General features: G+C 57.9%; 15 protein-coding genes, 1 tRNA gene and 1 pseudogene. 10 read left to right on the top strand and 7 right to left on the bottom strand.

Annotated features, from left to right (window positions below; all coding sequences use genetic code 11):
* Positions 1 to 82 precede the first annotated feature (82 nt).
* Positions 83 to 1,222 (bottom strand): hypothetical protein, encoded by a 1,140-nt coding sequence (locus tag H585_RS0108930; protein ID WP_027367574.1) that lies wholly within the window; start codon positions 1,220 to 1,222, stop codon positions 83 to 85.
* A 129-nt stretch (positions 1,223 to 1,351) separates the two neighbouring features.
* Positions 1,352 to 1,591: pseudogene (locus H585_RS23820) on the bottom strand (integrase core domain-containing protein); the annotation flags it as partial.
* 55 nt (positions 1,592 to 1,646) lie between these two features.
* Here H585_RS23820 and H585_RS22470 point away from each other — a divergent pair.
* On the top strand, positions 1,647 to 2,327 hold the full coding sequence (locus H585_RS22470; RefSeq protein ID WP_211221621.1) for a tyrosine-type recombinase/integrase: 681 nt from the start codon (positions 1,647 to 1,649) through the stop codon (positions 2,325 to 2,327).
* 71 nt (positions 2,328 to 2,398) lie between these two features.
* On the opposite strand, the gene H585_RS0108915 is transcribed toward H585_RS22470, so the two are convergent.
* Positions 2,399 to 2,475, bottom strand: a tRNA-Arg gene (locus H585_RS0108915).
* A 97-nt stretch (positions 2,476 to 2,572) separates the two neighbouring features.
* Positions 2,573 to 3,001: a pyridoxamine 5'-phosphate oxidase family protein gene (locus H585_RS0108910; RefSeq protein WP_027367573.1), complete on the bottom strand. Its 429-nt coding sequence runs from the start codon at positions 2,999 to 3,001 to the stop codon at positions 2,573 to 2,575.
* A gap of 128 nt (positions 3,002 to 3,129) precedes the next feature.
* Between H585_RS0108910 and H585_RS0108905 the strand changes: the two genes are divergently transcribed.
* From H585_RS0108905 to dxs, 8 genes are all read left to right on the top strand, one after another.
* Positions 3,130 to 3,810: a phosphoadenosine phosphosulfate reductase family protein gene (locus H585_RS0108905; RefSeq protein WP_027367572.1), complete on the top strand. Its 681-nt coding sequence runs from the start codon at positions 3,130 to 3,132 to the stop codon at positions 3,808 to 3,810.
* Positions 3,811 to 3,901: 91 nt separating this feature from the next.
* Positions 3,902 to 4,996 carry a flavodoxin-dependent (E)-4-hydroxy-3-methylbut-2-enyl-diphosphate synthase gene (gene ispG / locus H585_RS0108900; RefSeq protein ID WP_027367571.1) on the top strand — a complete coding sequence of 365 codons (1,095 nt, stop codon included), beginning with the start codon at positions 3,902 to 3,904 and terminating at the stop codon, positions 4,994 to 4,996.
* On the top strand, positions 4,993 to 6,723 hold the full coding sequence (locus H585_RS0108895; RefSeq protein WP_027367570.1) for a proline--tRNA ligase: 1,731 nt from the start codon (positions 4,993 to 4,995) through the stop codon (positions 6,721 to 6,723). The genes ispG and H585_RS0108895 overlap by 4 nt, the downstream gene beginning before the upstream one ends.
* Before the next feature lie 41 nt (positions 6,724 to 6,764).
* Positions 6,765 to 8,144, top strand: coding sequence for an exodeoxyribonuclease VII large subunit (gene xseA, locus H585_RS0108890; RefSeq protein WP_027367569.1), 1,380 nt, complete (start codon positions 6,765 to 6,767; stop codon positions 8,142 to 8,144).
* Positions 8,145 to 8,218: 74 nt separating this feature from the next.
* Positions 8,219 to 9,043, top strand: coding sequence for a M23 family metallopeptidase (locus H585_RS0108885; RefSeq protein WP_244432506.1), 825 nt, complete (start codon positions 8,219 to 8,221; stop codon positions 9,041 to 9,043).
* Positions 9,044 to 9,051: 8 nt separating this feature from the next.
* Positions 9,052 to 9,294, top strand: a complete 243-nt coding sequence (xseB, locus tag H585_RS0108880) for an exodeoxyribonuclease VII small subunit (RefSeq protein WP_027367567.1) — start codon at positions 9,052 to 9,054, stop codon at positions 9,292 to 9,294.
* Positions 9,275 to 10,171, top strand: coding sequence for a polyprenyl synthetase family protein (locus H585_RS0108875; protein ID WP_027367566.1), 897 nt, complete (start codon positions 9,275 to 9,277; stop codon positions 10,169 to 10,171). The genes xseB and H585_RS0108875 overlap by 20 nt, the downstream gene beginning before the upstream one ends.
* A gap of 105 nt (positions 10,172 to 10,276) precedes the next feature.
* Positions 10,277 to 12,196, top strand: a complete 1,920-nt coding sequence (gene dxs, locus H585_RS0108870) for a 1-deoxy-D-xylulose-5-phosphate synthase (protein ID WP_034627572.1) — start codon at positions 10,277 to 10,279, stop codon at positions 12,194 to 12,196.
* A gap of 195 nt (positions 12,197 to 12,391) precedes the next feature.
* On the opposite strand, the gene H585_RS0108865 is transcribed toward dxs, so the two are convergent.
* Positions 12,392 to 13,654 carry an HD domain-containing phosphohydrolase gene (locus H585_RS0108865; protein WP_027367564.1) on the bottom strand — a complete coding sequence of 421 codons (1,263 nt, stop codon included), beginning with the start codon at positions 13,652 to 13,654 and terminating at the stop codon, positions 12,392 to 12,394.
* A 495-nt stretch (positions 13,655 to 14,149) separates the two neighbouring features.
* Here H585_RS0108865 and H585_RS0108860 point away from each other — a divergent pair, with 495 nt between their 5' ends.
* Complete coding sequence (locus tag H585_RS0108860; protein WP_027367563.1) at positions 14,150 to 15,862, top strand: bifunctional sulfate adenylyltransferase/adenylylsulfate kinase; 1,713 nt, start codon at positions 14,150 to 14,152, stop codon at positions 15,860 to 15,862.
* On the opposite strand, the gene treZ is transcribed toward H585_RS0108860, so the two are convergent.
* Together treZ and glgB are read right to left on the bottom strand one after the other, a co-directional pair.
* Complete coding sequence (gene treZ / locus H585_RS0108855; protein ID WP_027367562.1) at positions 15,850 to 17,802, bottom strand: malto-oligosyltrehalose trehalohydrolase; 1,953 nt, start codon at positions 17,800 to 17,802, stop codon at positions 15,850 to 15,852. The genes H585_RS0108860 and treZ overlap by 13 nt on opposite strands.
* Before the next feature lie 19 nt (positions 17,803 to 17,821).
* Positions 17,822 to 19,816: a 1,4-alpha-glucan branching protein GlgB gene (gene glgB, locus H585_RS0108850; protein WP_014260932.1), complete on the bottom strand. Its 1,995-nt coding sequence runs from the start codon at positions 19,814 to 19,816 to the stop codon at positions 17,822 to 17,824.
* Between the last annotated feature and the right edge of the window lie 19 nt (positions 19,817 to 19,835).

Here is a 19,835-nt window from a genome sequence, read left to right as displayed (position 1 = left end):
TCCGACCTTCGAGCGCGCGACCAATGCAAGTCCATCGTCTGCGAAGGGAGAGATGGGGGTCGTTCTATTGAAACGTAACCTGCTATTTCAGAACAGGCGGGCGAAAGAACGTCGAATAGAAGAACTCCTTCCTGAATTCCGGGAATTGTTCGAACTTTTTGTTGAGCACACTATCTAGGTCCCTTTCGGGGATATATCCCATGCAAAAGGTGGCCGTTTTCATATAGGCTGAAAACTCATCCATACGCTTCTCCCGTCTGGCCACCATTGCCCGCGAGAGATATTCCAGCGTCTGATAGGTGCTCGTTGTGACAAAGACATTGATCAGCTTGAAATAGTCCTGGAGTATGAAGTCGATCATGTGCTGGGTGGTAATCACATTGGCGCCGCTGGAATATTTTCTGAGCTGGGCCTTCTGATACCCTGATGGAAGCAGGAACTTCTCTGTCTGTCCATCGATGGAGACCTCCCATTCCAGCACATTGTATTCCTCGGCAAACTCGCTATCCCCCTCCGTGATTTTCCCGTAGTTGGGAACATTGAATCGATTGGCGATTTCCCTCCCGGAAAAGTCCGAGATGATATCGATTTGAAGGAGCCTCCTGGCTTCGTTCAGGGAAGAGCCTGAAGACATGAAGCATATGTCGTCATTGCGGAGATAGTATTTGTGGAGGGCACCGATGGCATAGGCCGTAGTTTCGGCAATGTGGTGGCAGAGGTAATTGGCGTTTATCAGGCTGTAGAGGAGTTGGTTAACAGTGATGGGCGAGTTGTCGGTGGTCTTGAATAATTTTTGGGAAAAGTCGTTGAATTTGTCCCTGTCGCACAAGGGGCCCTTGCTGCCACAGTAGAGCTTGCCGAGATAATATTCCTCTATGGACAGCAGGGAATCCCTAACGTCCTGGCGCATGATCTGGTGCTTGTTGTGTAATTTTACCTTTAGAAGGATGGGGGTGACAAACCGGGTGATGGAATCGCTGAAAACGCCCTTGCCGAAGGAGTTGATCTGAAATGCCACTATCTGGAACACTCCGCTTTCGATTTTGTTGATGAAAGCAAAGCCATCACGGCAGTATATTTTGCCGTCAACATCAAAGGACCTGTCAGCCATGAGGCTTTCAGTGAACTGATCCAGTTGTTCCTCGGTTATCCTTTCCTTCTTGAAAAGAGTGAGTTTTCTTTTTACCGCCGTCCTGAACTTCTTATACTTGGAAGAGATCAAGGACGCCTCGCTTTCAAGTTGAGTGATGGGAGTGACATGAATTTGCTTAGTGGATTCCCGCTAAAAAGTTCGTGCCAACTCAAAAAAACTGATTCAACTTATCGAAGTCTAGAACCGAATTTAGTCATGTCAAGCTTGTTGTGCTTTCCGGATCGCGACCTTACTCCGCTTGGTATCCCACGGATAAGTTGGTGGCAGCTTGTTTTTGATGTTTCTATAGTAGCTCGCCCGAAACTGTTCGGGCGAGAGCCCTGCAAGTGCACTATGCGGACGCTCACGGTTGTAGTCCTGACGCCAGGCTTCGACCATTCGCCGGGCCTCCGCCAACGAGACGAAAACGTTCTGGTTCAGGCATTCCTCTCGCAATCTCTGCTCTGAAATTAGCCAGGACCACATTGAGCGCTTCATCCTGGAACGCCGAAAGGTGTCCGCTTTTACCGCGAACAAGGATATCCGCTACCTGCGGTCCACCTTCAACCTTGGCAAGAAAAAGCGATGGATTCTGGAGAATCCAGTGGACGGCATCGACTTCCTGCCAGTTGAAAAGAGGCTTAAGTACGTGCCAGGACCGGCTGAGATCGAGAAGGTCCTTGCTGTCACCGATCCGGAGACGAGGGACTACCTGACGGTCATCCGCGAGACCCTGGCCAGGGTGAGCGAGGTCAACCGCCTGACGTGGGAAGACGTGAACCTGGAGGGCCGTTATGTCGTGCTCTATACTCGCAAGAAACGGGGCGGACACCTGACCCCCCGCAAGGTGCCCATGACCGACTCCTTGCACGCGGTACTCGCCCGCAGGTTCAAGTCGAGAGACCCGGAGAAGCCGTGGGTGTTCTGGCATGAGTACCTGAGCAGCAAGACTGGGGAGACCGTCACCGGGCCTTACCAGGACCGAAAGAAGTTCATGCGAACACTTTGTAAGAAAGCAGGGGTGCCTTACTTCCGCTTCCATGCCCTGCGTCACAGTGGTGCAAGCGTGCTCGACCAGGCCAATGTACCTATCGGTTCAATCCAGCGGATCCTCGGCCACGAAAATCGAACGACGACTGAGATATACCTGCATAGTCTGGGAGATAGCGAGAGAGAGGCCATGCGAGTCGTTTGAAGCGGCACGGGAGAAAGTCCCACACTAAGAAAAAGGGGTTAAGCCTTTTTAGCCTAACCCCTTGATTTCTATGGTGCGCCCGAACGGATTCGAACCGCTGACCCCCAGATTCGTAGTCTGATGCTCTATCCAGCTGAGCTACGGGCGCATTATCGACGTCGTCTTTTTCGTTGCCGCCGTCGTCGAGGAGCGGAACCTACTTATTTCGTCCCTCATCGTCAAGCGCTAAGTAAATTTTTTTCAAGTTAGGCCAAACGCTCAAAATAGGACTCGCTCAGCCCTTGAAGCAAGAGAACGGATTCGATTTCCACTTCGAGGATATCCACATCCGGGTGACTGACAAACTTACTCAAGTGAGGATGTCGGCCTACAATAGTCTGTTTGACTTGTTCCTTGGCCTCGCCCTCGGTCATGGGGGCGCAGGTGCCCGCCAGGGTCAGCGCGCTGGCAAACTCTCGCTCAGAAGTGGATCGGTCATCGATAAGCAGGCTCACGCTTGTATTCCGCAGAAGGTTGCTATATTTTTTAGTGCTCCGAGAAGTAGCCATATGAATGCGCCGCCCGTCAGCGGATACGACATAGGCCATGAGCGAGCAGTGCGGTCTGTTGTCGGAAACCGTGGCCAGCACGCAGATGTCCTGTTCGGCAATGAGGTGAGTGACTTTTTCCAGCATGAATTTCCTCCAGGCATACCAGTGCGCATGAAATTGGATATAGTGGTCTTGCATACCCGAAAAATGACCTTTGGGGCAAGCGGAAAGCATGCCGGCTTGTATGTGTAGGCAAGGAGCAGGGCAAAGATATGCACGGTCAGTCCCTTGAGGCCAAATGTGAGGCAAGCTTGGAGGTCCTTAACGAGGCTCTGGAGCGTGCAGGCAACGGCCTGATCGCCGTAGCTTGGACCGGTGGCAAGGATTCCACTGTGGCCCTTAATTTGTGGATGGAGATATTGCACAAACGCGAAAGAGGGACTCCCTTGGCCTTGTCCATTGATACAGGCCTCAAATTTCCGGAAACCGTCGCTTTCCGCCAAGCCATGGCTCAAGCCTGGCAGGTCGAAGTCATCGAGGTTGGACCTGAGCCCAAGGCCAAAGCACCGATTTCCGAGGACCGCATGGAATGCTGCCGATTGCTCAAAATAGAGCCCTTGCGCAAGGCCATTATCGAGCGCGGTGTCAGTGTGCTCATTAATGGTGTCAGGCGCGATGAGCACCCCAGCCGCAAGGATCGAATCGCTTTCGAGCAACGCTGCAATCCTGATTATCTGCAAGTCAGTCCGCTCCTGGACTGGACCGAGATGGACATCTGGTCCTACATTGCCGGGCGCGGCTTGCCTTATTGCCAACTTTACGACCTCGGCTACCGTTCCTTGGGTTGCGTGCCGTGCACGGTTCTGGCGGGTCCAGGCAGCGCCGAACGTTCGGGCCGCGACGAGCGCAAGGAGAGTTGTCTTTCGACCCTCCATGACCTGGGCTACTTTTAAGTCCGGGCGCGCCACTGCCCGGATGCTTGGCTCCGGCCCGGAAATGGGCTAAGTGCATCGCTTTGCACGAACCTTGGAGGTCCCGTCGCGCATGGAATCAAGCGCTCCTTCTCGCCGCCTCACACGACCAGTGCGCCTGGGCCAACTGGTCCTTGGCGACGGTCAGCCGATTCGCGTCCAGAGCATGACAAACACGGATACGCGAGACGTGCCGGCCACTCTGGCCCAGATCGAACGACTTGCGGCAGCAGGTTGCGAGATTGTGCGATTGGCCGTGCCGGACGATCAGGCGGCCCATGCCTTGCGGGCCATTCGCGCCGGCACCTGCGTGCCTCTGGTGGCGGATATCCATTTTGACCACCGCCTGGCGGTCATGGCCGCGGAAGCCGGCCTGGACGGCCTGCGCATCAATCCGGGAAACATCGGCGGCGAGCAGCACGTGGACACAGTGGTTGCGGCCGCCAAGGACAAGGGCTTGCCCATACGCATCGGCGTCAACAGCGGTTCCCTGGAGAAGCATCTGTTGGCCAAATATGGCGGGCCCACGCCGGAAGCCCTTGTGGAAAGCGCCCTGGGCCATGTGCGTATGCTGGAAAAGCGGAATTTCGACCAGATCAAGATTTCCCTCAAGTCCTCATCCGTGCCCGTGACCGTGGCAGCCTACCGGCTCATGTCCCAGCGTGTGGATTACCCCTTGCACATCGGCATAACCGAGGCCGGCACGCTCCTGCGCGGCGCGGTCAAGTCCTCCGTGGGCTTGGGCATCCTGCTGGCCGAGGGCATCGGCGACACTTTGCGCGTGAGTCTGACCCACGATCCCGAAGCCGAAATGAGCGTAGCCTGGGAGATACTGCGCAGCCTGAGCATTCGCGCGCGCGGGCCCGAGATAATATCTTGTCCTACCTGCGGCCGTACCGAGATCAACCTCATCGGCCTGGCAGAAGAGGTCGAGGCGCGCTTGCGCCACTGCGACGAAGTCTTCACCGTGGCGGTCATGGGCTGCGTAGTGAACGGACCAGGCGAGGCGCGCGAGGCCGACATCGGCATCGCGGGTGGCCGCAATCTGGGCATTGTTTTTCGTAAGGGCAAGGTGGTGCGCAAGATCAAGGGCCCTGACCTGATGACCGGGTTTATGGAAGAGATCGAAAAATTTCTTGAAGAACGCCAAGAGGAAAACCGAACATGAGACTGTCCCGTTTCTATTTGCCCACCCTCAAAGAGGTTCCGGCCGACGCCGAAGTCGTCAGCCACAAACTGCTGCTTCGGGCCGGCCTCATCCGTCAGCTTACCTCGGGTATTTATACGTATCTGCCCATGGGCCTGCGAGCCCTGAACAAAGTCGCGGACATCGTGCGCCAGGAAATGGACCGCGCCGGCGCGCAGGAAATCCTTATGCCCATGGTCCAGCCGGCCGAGCTTTGGAAGGAAACGGGCAGATGGGAGTTTTACGGTAAGGAACTGCTGCGCTTCAAGGACCGTAAGGACAGCGACTATTGCCTAGGACCCACCCATGAGGAAGTGGTCACGAACCTTGTGCGTGGCGAAGTGCGCTCCTACCGCCAGTTGCCGCTGAATCTCTACCAGATACAGACCAAGTTCCGCGACGAGATCCGGCCTCGTTTCGGGCTCATGCGCGGCCGCGAATTCGTCATGAAGGACGCCTATTCCTTTGACCGGGACGAAGAGGGCGCCAACAAGAGCTATTGGAACATGTATCAGGCTTATGCGCAGATCTTCCGCCGCCTGGGCCTCAAGTTCAAGGCCGTGGAAGCCGATTCCGGCGCCATTGGCGGCAGCTTCTCCCACGAATTTATGGTCCTGGCAGCCACGGGCGAAGATACTATCGCGACCTGTCAGGAATGCGAGTGGGCCGCAAATTTGGAAAAGGCCGCCGTGATTTGCAAGGTGCTGCCTTGCACCGATAATTGTTCACCGTTTACGGTTGTGGATACGCCCGGCGCACACACTGTTGAGGATGTGGCCAAGCTGCTGGGCGTGACTACGCGCAAGGTGATCAAGACGCTGCTGTTTGATGTGGACGGCCAGCCCGTTGCCGCCCTGGTGCGCGGTGACCACGAACTCAATGAGATAAAGCTTAAAAACCATCTGCACGCCACCGATGTCCGGCTGGCCAGTCCCGAGCAGGTGCGTGAATGGACCGGCGCGCCCGTCGGCTTTGCCGGTCCGGTGGACCTTAAAGTGCGCATTCTGGCGGACCAGGATTTGTGCGGTGACACGGGCTACGTGGCCGGGGCCAACCAGGCCGACAAGCACCTGTTGAACGTAAGCCTGTCGCGAGACGTCGAAGTGGAAGCCTATGCCGACTTGCGCACTATTACCCACGAGGACGTCTGTCCGCGCTGCGGCAAGGGCGTTAATCTGACCCGCGGCATCGAGGTGGGCCATGTATTCAAGCTCGGCTATAAGTATTCCAAGGCCATGCACGCTACGTTTCTGGACGAGAACGGCAAGGATCAAACCATGGTCATGGGCTGCTACGGCATCGGCGTGTCGCGCATCATCGCGTCGGCCATTGAGCAGAACCATGATGAGGGCGGCATCATCTTTCCGCCGTCCATCGCGCCATATGAAGCTGCGCTGATTTCCTTGGGCAAGTCCGGAGATGCAGTGAATGCCAAGGCAGCGGAGCTGTACGAAAGCTTGCGCGCCGAGGGCATTGAAGTGCTCTTTGATGACCGCGAGGAGCGTCCTGGTGTTAAGTTCAAGGATGCGGATCTGGTGGGCTACCCCATGCAGATAGTGCTCGGGGGCAAGGGCTTGGAGCGCGGAGTGGTTGAGGCCAAGGACCGCCGTACGGGCGAAAAGGCTGAACTGCCGTTGGAGGATTTCATCAAGGCGTTCAAGGCCTGGAGGGACGAGATCTGGGCAGGGTGGGGACTTGAGCGACCCTGATTCCGAATTGCATCACCCCGCGGCCTGATAGCGGAGGCCACATGTCGCATATCTTCCGCGTACGCGAGTTGACCCAGGCCCTCAAAGACGTGGTGGAGGGGCAGTTCCCTTTCGTCTGGGTCAAGGGGCAGGTCTCCAACCTTTCGCGGCCGGGCTCGGGGCATATTTATTTCTCGTTAAAAGACGAGGAAGCCGTCCTCTCCGTGGTCTGGTTTAAATCCAACCAGTGGTTGGGAGGGGAAGGCTGCGTCAATCCGCTTACGGGCGAAATATGCGAGGGCCCTCCGCTGATGCTGGAGGAGGGCAAGGATGTGCTCTGCGCTGGCCGGCTGACCGTCTATCCGCCGCGCGGAACATATCAGCTTGTGGCCGAACTGGTGCAGGAGCGCGGCGTGGGCCGGCTCTATCAGGCTTTCGAAGCCCTGAAACAGGATTTGCAGGCCAAAGGCTACTTTGATCAAGACCGCAAAATGGTCCTGCCTCGTCATCCTCAACGGGTGGCCGTGGTTACGGCCCCTGGCGGCGCGGCTATCCGCGACTTTCTATGCATAGCCTCCGAGAGAGGCCTCAGTTCGCAGATTCGTATTCACCCGGTGCTCGTGCAGGGCGATCTGGCTCCAGCGCAGATTGCCCAAGCCCTGGAAGCCATCAATGCGGACGGTTGGGCTGAGGTGGTGGTGCTCATCCGCGGAGGCGGCTCCCTGGAGGATCTCTGGGCCTTCAACACCAAGCGCGTGGCTGACGCCTTGTATGCTTCACGCATCCCTGTGCTCGCAGGCATTGGCCATGAAGTGGACACGACCATTGCCGACATGGTCGCTGATCGGCGAGCGGCTACTCCGACGCATGCGGCACAGATTCTTTGGCCTGAACGTCGGGAGCTGCTGCAGATGGTGGATGATCTGGAAATCCGTTTGCAAGCACGCCTCAAGGATTGTATGCAGGAGATGGACCGGCATGTCGCCGTTCTGGTCAAGGCGCTTGGGTGGCTTTCACCTGTACGGCGCATGGAGCGCATGGAAGAACGCCTGAAGCACGATCGAGAGCGGCTTTCCATGTCGGCGTGGCAGATGATGCGCCGCAAGCAGGATATTCTTGGTTCCCTGGTTGCGGCGCTTGGTCGGCAATATGGTTCGGACCGCTGGGCCATGTTGGGAGGGCGGGTGGAATTACTGTCCATGCGCCTTGCCGAGGGAGGCAAACGTGTTCTCGATACCGTGGAGAGCGATCTGCGCATGATGGAGACTCGGCTGGAAAGCCTTGATCCCGAGAAACCCCTGGCGCGAGGATACAGTTTGGTGCGAGTGGAGCGCACCGGCCGTTTTCTTCGTGACCCGGATGATGTGGCCCCTGATGATCGGCTGGAAATTCGCGTTAGCAAAGGCTTAGTGCCGGCCGTAGTCGTAAAAGGCAAGGAATGAGCTTTTACTGCATGCGTATTATTATTCTTCAGTCTGTTGTCCGGGTATTACTGGGCACCATAGCGTGCTTTCTGATGGTTGGAGCCGCGCTGGCCGCACCATTCGATATCGAGGTTCCTGAGCAGACGTATAGGGGCGAGCCGTTTCTGGTCAGCGTGAGTTCACCTTTGCCCATGGAGAATGTGGCCGTTGCCTGGTTGGGCAAAGAGGTACCGGCCATTGTGCGTAGGGAAGGCGATGCCTACAAGGCTGTGGTTTTGCTGGGTACCGATGTGAAGCGGAAATATAAGCCCATGGAGCCCATTGCAATACGTATCAGTCTGGATGGACAGAAAAGCAGCATTTCCCGCGAGATTCGCGTGTCCGAGAAAACATATCCGGTGCAGCGGCTCAGCGTGGACCCCAATATGGTCCAGCCACCCAAGAAATATTGGCCGCGCATCGAGGAAGAGTCACGCATCGTGGGCAAGGCTCTTGCCACGATTACGGCCGAGCGCTTCTGGAACTTGCCCATGATCAGACCAACGCCCGGCAGGATATCGAGTATCTACGGGTTGAGGAGGGTCTTCAACGGCCAGCCTAGAACTCCCCACCGAGGCCTCGATATCGCCGCGCCTCAGGGCGAGCTAGTGCTGGCGGTGGATGAAGGCCTGGTTGTTCTGACAGGGGATCACTATTATGCAGGTCAGAGCGTCTATCTGGATCATGGCCAAGGCGTCATTAGCGCCTACCTGCATTTGTCTAAGACAACAGTCACACCTGGCCAAGTGGTCTCCAGAGGCGAGACCATCGGCCAGGTGGGCAGTACCGGGCGAGTTACTGGTCCCCACCTGCATTTTGGCCTGTATGTGCTCGGTCAGGCCGTGGATCCGGAGCCCTTGCTGAGCGGAGTAAACTAGGATCGTACATGACACGGACACAAGGTGAATTCGAGCGCAGGCTGGAACGCTTGCGTCAGATCGTGGAACGGTTGGAGCAGGCGGATTTGCCCCTGGAGGAAGGCGTGGCCCTGTACAAGGAGGGTCTGCAACTCGCCCAGGCGTGCCGTCAGGAGTTGGACCGGGCCCGGCACGAAATCACCATGTACCAGGACGGAGTGCTCATGGAGTTCGAACCGCGGGAGGGAGGCGATGGGTCTGCCGGCGATTAAAGAGGACTTGCTCGCTTCGGCAAGGCATGTGGAAGGCTTTTTGCGCACAAGCCTGCATGGTCGAGGAGTTCCAGAGCGTCTTCTGACATCCATGGAATACAGCCTGCTGGCCGGCGGCAAACGCCTGCGGCCGGTGCTATGCCTCAAGTGGGCCAAACTTTGCGGGCTGGGCATGGAGAAGGCCATGCCGTTTGCTGCATCGCTTGAGCTCATTCATACCTATTCCCTAATCCATGACGATCTGCCCGCCATGGACAATGACGACCTGCGCCGGGGCAAGCCCTCCAACCATAAACAGTTCGACGAAGCCACCGCCATTTTGGCCGGAGACGGCCTGCTCACCGAGGCTTTTTCGCTTATGGCTCAAGCGGCGGAGTCTCTTCCGGCCGAACGAGTGGTCTGTGCGATGAAGGCCGTGGCTGCCGCCGCAGGCGCTGGAGGTATGGTCGGAGGACAGGCCTTGGACATGGAGTATACGGGCAAAGCCGGGATTAGCCTGGATCAGCTCCAGACAATGCACGCCATGAAAACCGGCGCGCTCATCCGCGTGGCTTGTCTCAGCGGGGCCATGTTGGCAGGCTCCAAAGCCTCCGTGCTGGAAAAGGCCTCCACCTATGGCGCTGCCATCGGGGTTGCCTTTCAGATCGCCGACGACATCCTGGACGTGGTAGGTAATGAGCAGGAGATTGGTAAGCCCGTGGGCAGCGACGAGCAGGCAGGCAAGAACACATATCCAAGCTTGGTGGGTCTTGCCGAGAGTCACAGGCTTGCCCGGCTTTACGTGGACAGGGCTGTAGAGTGTTTGGAAGAGTATTCGACCTCGGAGGCCGACTTCCTGCGTCAGCTTGCGTTCTATATAGTCGAGCGGGTCAGTTAGGATTTTGAAGGGATAAAGGCGCACATGGCAAGCATGAATTCCAGATTTCCGCGTCGGAGCGGCAAGCCCGGCGGAGGCCGACAGCTTGAGCAGGGGCTCACGCGCATGGCTGAAAATGATGCGGCGCAGAAGCCGCTCTTGACACAAACCACACCCGATATGGTGCGTGGCCTAAGCGTGACCGAGCTGGAGCGGCTTGCGGGAGAAGTGCGCGAGCTGATAATCGATACCGTTTCCAAGCATGGCGGACACCTGGCTCCAAGTCTTGGCGTGGTGGAACTGACCTTGGCCTTGCTCAAGGTCTATGATCCGCATGCCGACCGCATCGTTTGGGATGTGGGCCACCAAGCCTATGCCTATAAGATCCTGACTGGCCGCGCCGAGCGCTTCCATACTTTGCGCCAGTTGGGAGGCATCTCCGGCTTTCCCCGCATCGCCGAGAGTCCCGAGTACGACCACTTCGGAGTTGGGCATTCTTCCACATCCATCTCCGCAGCACTGGGCATGGCCTTGGCGCGTGATCTCGGCGGCAAGAAGCATAACGTGCTGTCCGTCATCGGCGACGGTTCCATGACCGCGGGGTTGGCCTATGAAGGCTTGAATCAGGCCGGCGGCATGGGTTTGGATATGGTCGTTGTGCTCAATGACAATGAAATGTCCATTTCCAAGAACGTTGGCGCATTGTCCCTATTTCTCTCGCGCAAGCTTTCCGGACCGCTGCTTACCAAGCTCAAGCGTGAGGTCGAAGGTTTTCTCAAAAGCGTGCCGCGCATAGGCGAGGATCTGCTTAAGTATGCCCGTCGTAGCGAAGACTCATTTAAAGGCCTGTTCACACCGGGCATGCTTTTCCAATCCTTCGGCTTCAATTACCTAGGGCCTATTAATGGCCACGATTTGGGAGAACTCATTGAGATTTTCGAGCAAGTGCGCAATCTCAAAGGCCCCATTTTGGTGCACGTACTCACAAAGAAGGGTAAGGGCTACGCGCCGGCCGAAAAGAATCCCACCTACTTTCATGGCGTGGGCTGCTTTGAGCCCGAAACGGGTCAAGCTCTCAAATACGGCAACTGCAGCTACCCATCTTTCACGGAAGTCTTTGGCCAAACCTTATGCGAGCTTGCCAGACAGGATGAAAAGATCATCGCCATCACAGCCGCCATGCCGGAGGGTACGGGCCTCACACGTTTCCGCGAAGAATTCCCTTCACGCTTCGTGGATGTCGGCATCTGCGAGCAGCATGCGGTGACCTTTGCTGCAGGACTGGCCTCCCAAGGTTTCAGACCGGTTGTGGCCATTTATTCCACATTCCTGCAACGTTCCTACGACCAGATTGTGCATGACGTTTGTCTGCAGAACTTGCCGGTGAGCTTTTTCCTGGACCGGGGAGGGCTGGTGGGGGAGGACGGCCCCACGCACCATGGCGTGTTCGACTTGTCTTTCCTGCGGCATATTCCCAACCTGGTTATCATGGCCCCAAAGGATGAAGCCGAATTGCGTCTCATGGTCAAGACCGCTTTGAGCCATAATGGACCTTGCGCAGTGCGCTATCCGCGTGGCGTCGGCCTGGGTTCTCCGCTGTCCGATGGGCTTAACCCCATGCCTCTTGGTCAGGGCGAACTTTTGCGCGAGGGCAAGGATGCTCTCCTGGTGGCCATCGGCAACCGGGTCCATCCATCACTGGCCGCCGCCGAACGCCTGGAGCGCGAGGACGGGCTGCAGGTGGCGGTCTTCAACGCCCGATTCGTCAAACCACTGCCCGAAGCCCAGCTTATGGAACTGGCAGAACGCTTCAAGACCATCCTCTTGGTGGAGGAAAATGTGCAGGCCGGAGGTTTTGGCTCGGCTGTACTCGAATTGTTGGCCAGCAAAGACATGCTCTCTGGCCGGACCATACGCCAGCAGGGTATTCCGGACATTTTTGTGGAGCATGGCTCCCAATCTGAGTTGCGAGCGCGGCTTGCTCTGAATGAGGCTGGTATCGCGCGAGCTGTGCGTGAGGTTTTAGCGCCTGCGGCCAAGCTGTAGGCAAGCTGCGACCGCTTTGGCTTGCTGAGTCATAGCCATCAGATTCATCAACTGGTTGGAAAAGCGGTTTAAAGTGTGTATGGACCCGGCCCCGATGGCCAGAAACCTCCAGGCCTTCCTGGCCCGCACGGCTTGTTTTTAAGGTTATTAGGGGGCCTTTGCCTTAGATTAGAGCTGCCTTTCAAGCCTGAAGCGCTATGGGGCCACCACTGTTCTGCAAGCGGCAGCTTCGGCAGGGATCTCCTGGTATTTTTCGCGAATCGCCACGATGACATCGTGAATCTGGAAAAAAGCCTCGACTACTTCGGGATCGAAATGTGAGCCCGCGTCCTTGCGCAACGTCTCCAACACGCGTTCTTCGGGCCAGGGTTCCTTATAGCAGCGAACGGACATGAGCGCGTCATACACGTCTGCCACGGCAACGATGCGCGCGCCCAGCGGAATGTTTTCGCCGGAAAGCGGCTGAGGTTGTTCCGCCTGGGTGGAGTTCTCGGCCCAGTGACCCGGATAGCCCGTGCCATTCCATTTTTCATGATGGTGCATGGCGATGGCGCCACACAGACGATCCAACTCCGAAGTCGGTTGACTGAACAGGCGGGCACCCTTCAGCGTATGCAGTTTCATTAGATCGAATTCCTCGTCCGTGAGCTTGCCTGGCTTCTTTAGCACCGAGTCTGGAACGCCGATTTTACCCACATCATGGAGCATGGCCGCCAGCCTAATCATGCCCTTCATGTAACGAATCTGCTCGCGGGAGTAGCCCTTGTTCAATGCGTAGCGGTGATAGATTTCCGCGGCAAAAGCCCCGACTCGCTGAACATGCTGGCCTGTTTCGCGCGGGTCGTGCAACTCGGCCATGCGCATCATGCGCAGGATGATCTCGCGAGTCATCCTACTGCGCTCAATGGCTCCCGTGGCATGACTGGCGAACAGGGGAAGGTAAATGCGACTGTCAGGCCCGAACGAAGTAAATTTATTCTCCTCGTCCATGGCATTGATGATCTGCATGACCCCCAGCAGGCGATCCTCGAAGGAACGCAGGGGGATGGTCATGATGGAGGTGGTGCGATAGCCGCTCTTTTCGTCGTAGGAACGGTTGAAGCTGTATGGCTGCTCGGGATTAAGCTGATAAGCATCATCGATAACTAAAATTTCGCCTGTCTTGGCCACATATCCCACGATGGATGTCTCGTCGATAGGTACGCTGAAGTTGGAGTACACGGCTGGAGTAAGGCTCTGCTTTCCAAAGAGCGTGTCGTTCTGCATATAACTGAAGCGCAGCTTGCCATCTTCGACAAGAAAAATTGATCCCGCATCGGCCTTTGACAGCTGTCTTGCCTCGAAGAGAATGCGGTCGAGTATGGCATCCACATCCTGGAGTCGGTTCAGCTCGTTCGTGATACCGAGAATCCTGGAAACGGCAGACTCGGCCGTCACGACATCCAAGGACCTGCTCATACAATTCATCCTTGCTGGCGATGATGGGAACGCTGTTCGGTGATGCGCATCACATGGCATGATTATGCAGCTATGTCCATTGCCTGAGGACTTCCAGAAGGCTGGAGGAACGCAAGCCCATGTGCATGGCACATGGGCGAGGCCGTTGACCATCAGGGCGATCCGTCAAAGAACACCAACCTCTTACGCCATAGTAAGCAGCTTGCAGGTGGGTACTGAGAATCGGTACGCTCTCATTAAGGCAATGGCTTCCAACTATTCCCGCCTGCGGCGTTTCTCAAGCAGACGCATGTCCAGGTGCCTGAGCGCTGCGCTTAAGCTCTTATCAGCCAGCGTAACAGGCTGCATGCGCCAAGACGGAAGCTGTATACTGCTCAATCATACCTATTGTCGCCCTGGCGGAAAAAAGCCTATTCTCAACTTGGTCGTATCGGCTGTTTCTGCTTCGCGCTGAGGAAAGCCTGCTAATCATGCAGAGGTCCATGGAGTTAGACCATGACTGTGAAACCCCAGTTTTCTCCTTATGCTGAAAGCCTGCTCGTGCATTTTCGACGGGTCGAGAGCATCAAGAGCGAGTCCGTGAGCTATCCTTCCGTGGACTTGGGCGTCCGTCAACTTTGCGATCTCGAATTGCTGGTCAATCGGGCCTTCTATCCGCTGCAGGGCTTCATGACGCGCGATGAGTACGAATCAGTGCTGGAGCACATGCGTCTGCCAGATGGCGCCTTGTGGCCTATTCCCATCTGCCTGGACGTGACCGAGAAACTTGCGAGCAGTCTGGCCCCGGGCGAGTCCCTGGCCATACGCGACGGCGAAGGCTTCATGCTGGCCGTGCTCCATGTCGAGGACATCTGGCAACCCGACCTGGGGCGGGAGGCCGAGGTGGTCTATGGCACCAGGGACCCGGCACGCCACCCCGGTGTGCGCGCTTTCTTCGAGGAGACCAAGCCTTGGTACGTGGGCGGCAAGATCGAGGGGCTGCATCTGCCCCAGCATTATGATTTCCCCGAGCTGCGTCTGACGCCCTCGGAAACGCATCGGATCTTTTCTCAGAATGGCTGGCGCAAGGTGATTGGTTTTCATACTCGTGACAATCTGCACTGCGCGCACAAGGAGATGATTCTGCGTGCGGCACGCGAAGCCGGAGCCAGCATCCTGCTGCATCCGGTCGTGGGCAGGCCGCGTTCGGGGGACCTGGACTATTTCACCCTTGTCCATTGCTACAAGCAGTTTGTTCAGAAATTCCCCCGCAACATGATCCGGCTTGGGCTGACTCCCTTTGCGGAGCGTTTCGCCGGGCCACGGGAAGTGCTCCTGCAGGCCATAGTGCGCAAGAATTTCGGTTGCACGCATTACATGGTTTCCGAGGATCAGGGCGATCCCTTCGCCGCCAACGGGCAGGACCTATTCTACCCGCGTGGTAGTGCCCAGGATGTATTGGCCGAGCACGTGGGCGACATCGGCATCACCATGGTGCCCATCAGGCGTATGGTCTATGTCGAGGACAAGTCCCAGTACATCGCCGTGGATGAGGTCCAGCCCGGCATGTCGGTCAAGGAGATCTCCTCGGCCGAGTTGAGGCGCAGGCTTATGGAGGATCTGGAAATTCCGGATTGGTATTCCTTTCCAGAGGTTGTGGCGGAACTGCGCAAGGCATATCCGCCCAGGCACAGGCAAGGCTTCACCATTTTTCTTACAGGCCTGTCCGGAGCGGGCAAATCCACCTTGGCCAAGGTGCTTCTGGCCAAGTTCATGGAGATGAGTGACCGTCCCGTGACACTGCTGGACGGCGACATCGTGCGCAAGAATCTCTCCAGCGAGCTGAGTTTCAGCCGGGAGCACCGGGAACTGAACATACGACGCATAGGATTTGTGGCCAGCGAGATCACCAAGAACGGCGGCATCGCCATCTGCGCTCCCATCGCACCCTATGAGGAGCCCCGCCAGATCGTGCGCGAACTCATCCAGGGCTACGGCGGTTTCATCGAAGTACACATGTGCACGCCGCTGTCGGTCTGCGAAATGCGCGACCGCAAGGGCATATATGCCAAGGCCAGGGCAGGGCTCATGAAGGGCGTAACTGGTGTGGACGATCCGTACATTGCCCCCTCAAATCCTGAGCTGCGCATAGATACCTCGGAGATGACGCCCACCGAGGCGGCCCAGGAGGTTTTTCTCTATCTGGAGGAACAGGGCTACATCAGGTAGCTCGCCAGGCGTTCATCAGCCAGAACAAGGGCGCTGGCCGGCGGGCAGTAGAGAATGTTCTCCGTGCGGCCGGTGATGATGTCCTCGGGCCCACCCCAGCGGGCATCGGCCGAAGACAGGACCTCGGTCATGAATGGGGCCCGTGGCAGCAAGGAATCCAGCCGGTCCAGAGGGGTTGCCGAAAAGTTGAAGATAACCAGCAGATGGCCTGCCTGGAAGTGCATGTCCAAGGCCAGCACTCCGGCCTGATCCGTGGCCAGAGCGCGCAATCCATGCTTGAGTTCCGCCGCGTCAGTATCCGGGCCGAATGTCCCGGCGGATATCTTGTCCACATGGGGGGTTGTATCGGCAAGGGTGAACAGGAGCTTGCGCAGCCTGATGCACTCTCGATAATAAGCCAGCATGCGCGCGTGCAGTCCCTGCGAGCGTTTGTCCCAATCAAGCTTTGAGCGCTGAAATGTCTCCTCGTCCTGTGGGTCGGCTGGCTCGGAGGACTCGGCGGACGATTTGTTCCAGGCAAAGTCGGCGAATTCCCGTTTGCGGCCGTTTCGCACCGCTTCCACTAGCCCATGGTCGCCATGGCTTACGAAGTAAAGGAAAGGATTGTTCTCGGCATACTCTTCGCCCATGAACAGGAGCGGCGTGTAGGGCGTAAGCAGGAGCAGGGCCGCCGCGGCCTTGGCCAACTCGAAGCCGATCAGCGTCGACAGCCGTTCGCCTCCGGCCCGGTTGCCCGTCATGTCATGCGTCTGGAGGAAGTTTATGAAGGCCTGCGGCGGCAGATGTCTTCCTGATACGCCTTGCGCGCGCTTCCAGTAGGCCGAGAGCTGTCCTTCATAGGCGAAGCCGTGCTCCAGCGTGTCGGCGACGTGCTCGAGGCTGCCATGATCCTGGTAGTAGCCGTCCCGCTCGCCGGTCAGGAAGGCGTGTACGGAATGGTGGAGGTCGTCGCTCCACATGGCGTCCAGTCCCAAACCGTTCTGCGCGTACGCTTCCACCAGCCTGGGGCTGTTCAGGTGGCTCTCGGCCATGAGCAAGGGCCGCCGTCCGGTTTCCTGTGCAAACACGTCGCGGGCCTCGGCCAACTCGCGCAGGAAGTGGTGCGGTCCCTCGTCGTGTATGGAGTGCACGGCGTCCAGGCGCAATCCGTCGATGCGGTAATGCCGGAACCAGAACAGCGCATTCTGCACGAAGAAGTTGCGCACGCCGTCGCTGTGCGGACCATCGAAGTTCAGGGCCAGGCCCCAAGGCGTGGTGTAGCGCGCCGAGAAGTAGGGGCCGAAATCGGCCAGATAGTTTCCCTCCGGCCCCAGATGGTTATAAACCACGTCCAACATCACGGCCAGGCCTCGCCCATGGCAGGCGTCCACAAAGGCCTTGAATCCCTGTGGACCGCCGTAGCTGTTCTGTATCGCATAGGGGTGCACGCCGTCGTAGCCCCAGTTACGCTCGCCCGGAAACTGGGCCACGGGCATGACTTCCACTGCTGTCACGCCCAGCTCGGCCAGATCGTCCAGCCTGGCAATCGCGGCCTGGAAACTACCTTCCTGAGTGAACGCTCCGATGTGCAGCTCGTAAAGGATTACCTCGCCCATGGTCAGCGGCTTGAAAGCCAAGTTGCGCCAATGAAAAGCCTCATGGTCTACCAGGGCCGAAGGCTCATGCACTCCCAGCGGCTGAAAGTGCGAGGCCGGGTCAGGTCGTAGAGGGCCTCGATCCATGCGGAAGCCGTACAGGGAACCGGCGCTCAGACCTTCTATTTCGGCTCGCCAGTAACCCGGCTCCTCGGCGTCTGGTCGCATATCCACGGGGTCCAGGTCCGATCCGGGTAATTCCAGCACCAAGCTGGAAGCCAGCGGTGCCCAGACCGTGAAGCTCCAGCCGTCAGCCGTGCGGCTGGGGCCGATTGGCACTGGATGGGGGAAGCGTTCACGACGCATGATTGGCTCCTGGCCTGACCTATCCTTCGGTCTCCGGTTCTTCGGGTGAGAGCGGATAGGGGTACACGAAGCGCTTGTGCTCGGGTTCGCGCGGACGCTGGTCCTCGGGCCTGAAGAAAAGCACTCCAAGTGGCGGCAGGGCCACTGAAATGGAATCGAAAAACCCATGGGACGGGATGGGCGTCGCCTGCACGCCGCCCGCGTTGCCCCAGCCGCTGCCGCCGTAGTATGCTGCGTCGCTGTTAAGCACCTCGCGCCAGAAACCGCTCCGCGGCACGCCTAGGCGGTAGTTCTGTCGAGGCACGGGCGTACAGTTGAGCACTATGAGCATTTCTCGGCCCTTGGAGTCGATGCGCAGGAAGCTGAACACGCTCTGCTCGGCATCGCCGAAATCCACCCAGCGGAAGCCGGCGGGTGAAAAGTCCACTTCGTGCAGCTCCGGGCAGTCACGGTAAACCCGGTTCAAGTCCGCAAGCCAGTTCTTCACGCCCTGGTGCGCAGGCAACTCCAGCTGATGCCAATCCAGACTGCTTTCATGATTCCACTCGGGTCCCTGGCCGAATTCCATGCCCATGAACAGGAGCTTCTTGCCCGGATGAGCCCACATGTAGCCGAACAAAAGGCGCAGGTTGGCGAACTTCTGCCACGCGTCGCCAGGCATCTTGCCGAGCAGCGAGCCTTTGCCGTGCACGACTTCGTCATGGGACAGGGAAAGCATGAAATTCTCGGTGAAGGCGTACCAGATGCTGAAGGTGATCTGGTTGTGGTGGTATTTGCGATGCACGGCTTCGTGAGAGAAATAATCCAGGGTATCGTGCATCCAGCCCATGTTCCACTTAAGGCCGAAGCCAAGCCCGCCGACATAGATGGGCCGCGAGACCATGGGCCAGGCCGTGGACTCCTCGGCGATAGTCTGCACATCCGGGAAGTCGCGGTATACGGCTTCGTTGAGCGAACGCAGGAACTCGACGGCCCCGAGGTTCTCCCGGCCTCCGTATTTGTTGGGAATCCAATCGTCCCCGCGCGAGTAGTCCAGGTAGAGCATGGAGGCCACGGCATCCATGCGCAGGCCGTCCAGATGATATTTTTCCAACCAGAACAGGGCGCTTGAGATGAGGAACGAGCGCACCTCCCAGCGGTCGTAGTTGAAGATGAAGCTTTTCCAGTCAGGGTGGAAGCCCTGGCGCGGGTCCGAGTGCTCGAAGAGGTGCGTGCCGTCGAAGTAGCCCAGGCCGTGCTCGTCCGTGGGGAAATGCGAGGGCACCCAGTCCACGATGACGCCGATTCCGGCCTTGTGCAGCTCGTCCACCAGGAACATAAAATCCTGTGGCGTGCCGTAGCGCGAGGTTGGTGCGAAATAGGCTGTGCTCTGGTAGCCCCAGGAGCCGTAGAAAGGATGCTCCTGCACAGGCATGAGCTCGATGTGCGTGAAGCCCGTTTCCTTGAGGTAGTTGACCAGCGGGCCGGCGATCTCCCGGTAACTCAGGGAGCGGTTGCCCTCTTCGATCTTGCGCTGCCAGGAGCCCAGGTGCATTTCATACACGGCCATGGGTGCGCTGAGGCCGTTGCGCTCGTGGCGCGTGGTCATCCAATCCTGGTCTGTCCAAGGCTGGCCCGAGTCGATGTCCCACAGGATGGACGCGGTATACGGCGGGGTTTCGCAGTGGACGGCGAACGGATCGGCCTTGTCCACGCGATAGCCATGAAAGTGCGAGCGGATGTGGTACTTGTACTTGGTGCCTTGTCCCAGACCAGTGATGAAGCCCTCCCAAATGCCCGAACCGTCCTCGCGCACTCGCAGAGGGTGCTCGTCAGTGCTCCATCCATTGAAGTCGCCCTTGACGCTCACAGCCTGGGCATTGGGCGCCCAGACCGCAAAGAGCACTCCGCGTTCGCCGTGGCGCTCCATGAAATGCGAACCGAGCTTCTCCCATAATCGGAAGTGGCGACCTTCTTTGAACAGGTAGATATCATGGTCCGTGAGCAGACTGATGTCATGATGCAGTGAGTGCATGCCGCTTCCTCGCCTAAGG

The organism is Desulfocurvibacter africanus subsp. africanus DSM 2603, assembly GCF_000422545.1.
Classification (GTDB): Bacteria; Desulfobacterota; Desulfovibrionia; order Desulfovibrionales; family Desulfovibrionaceae; genus Desulfocurvibacter; species Desulfocurvibacter africanus.
This window is presented reverse-complemented; position numbering and strand designations above follow the sequence as displayed.

Bases quoted from the DNA above. Each gene is read 5' to 3' on its own strand.
- H585_RS0108910 (WP_027367573.1), bottom strand. From the start codon at position 3,001: ATGCTGGAAAAAGTCACTCACCTCATTGCCGAACAGGACATCTGCGTG.
- H585_RS0108905 (WP_027367572.1), top strand. From the start codon at position 3,130: ATGCACGGTCAGTCCCTTGAGGCCAAATGTGAGGCAAGCTTGGAGGTC.
- ispG (WP_027367571.1), top strand. From the start codon at position 3,902: ATGGAATCAAGCGCTCCTTCTCGCCGCCTCACACGACCAGTGCGCCTG.
- H585_RS0108895 (WP_027367570.1), top strand. From the start codon at position 4,993: ATGAGACTGTCCCGTTTCTATTTGCCCACCCTCAAAGAGGTTCCGGCC.
- xseA (WP_027367569.1), top strand. From the start codon at position 6,765: ATGTCGCATATCTTCCGCGTACGCGAGTTGACCCAGGCCCTCAAAGAC.
- H585_RS0108885 (WP_244432506.1), top strand. From the start codon at position 8,219: ATGGTTGGAGCCGCGCTGGCCGCACCATTCGATATCGAGGTTCCTGAG.
- xseB (WP_027367567.1), top strand. From the start codon at position 9,052: ATGACACGGACACAAGGTGAATTCGAGCGCAGGCTGGAACGCTTGCGT.
- H585_RS0108875 (WP_027367566.1), top strand. From the start codon at position 9,275: ATGGGTCTGCCGGCGATTAAAGAGGACTTGCTCGCTTCGGCAAGGCAT.
- dxs (WP_034627572.1), top strand. From the start codon at position 10,277: ATGGCTGAAAATGATGCGGCGCAGAAGCCGCTCTTGACACAAACCACA.
- H585_RS0108865 (WP_027367564.1), bottom strand. From the start codon at position 13,654: ATGAGCAGGTCCTTGGATGTCGTGACGGCCGAGTCTGCCGTTTCCAGG.
- H585_RS0108860 (WP_027367563.1), top strand. From the start codon at position 14,150: ATGACTGTGAAACCCCAGTTTTCTCCTTATGCTGAAAGCCTGCTCGTG.
- treZ (WP_027367562.1), bottom strand. From the start codon at position 17,802: ATGCGTCGTGAACGCTTCCCCCATCCAGTGCCAATCGGCCCCAGCCGC.
- glgB (WP_014260932.1), bottom strand. From the start codon at position 19,816: ATGCACTCACTGCATCATGACATCAGTCTGCTCACGGACCATGATATC.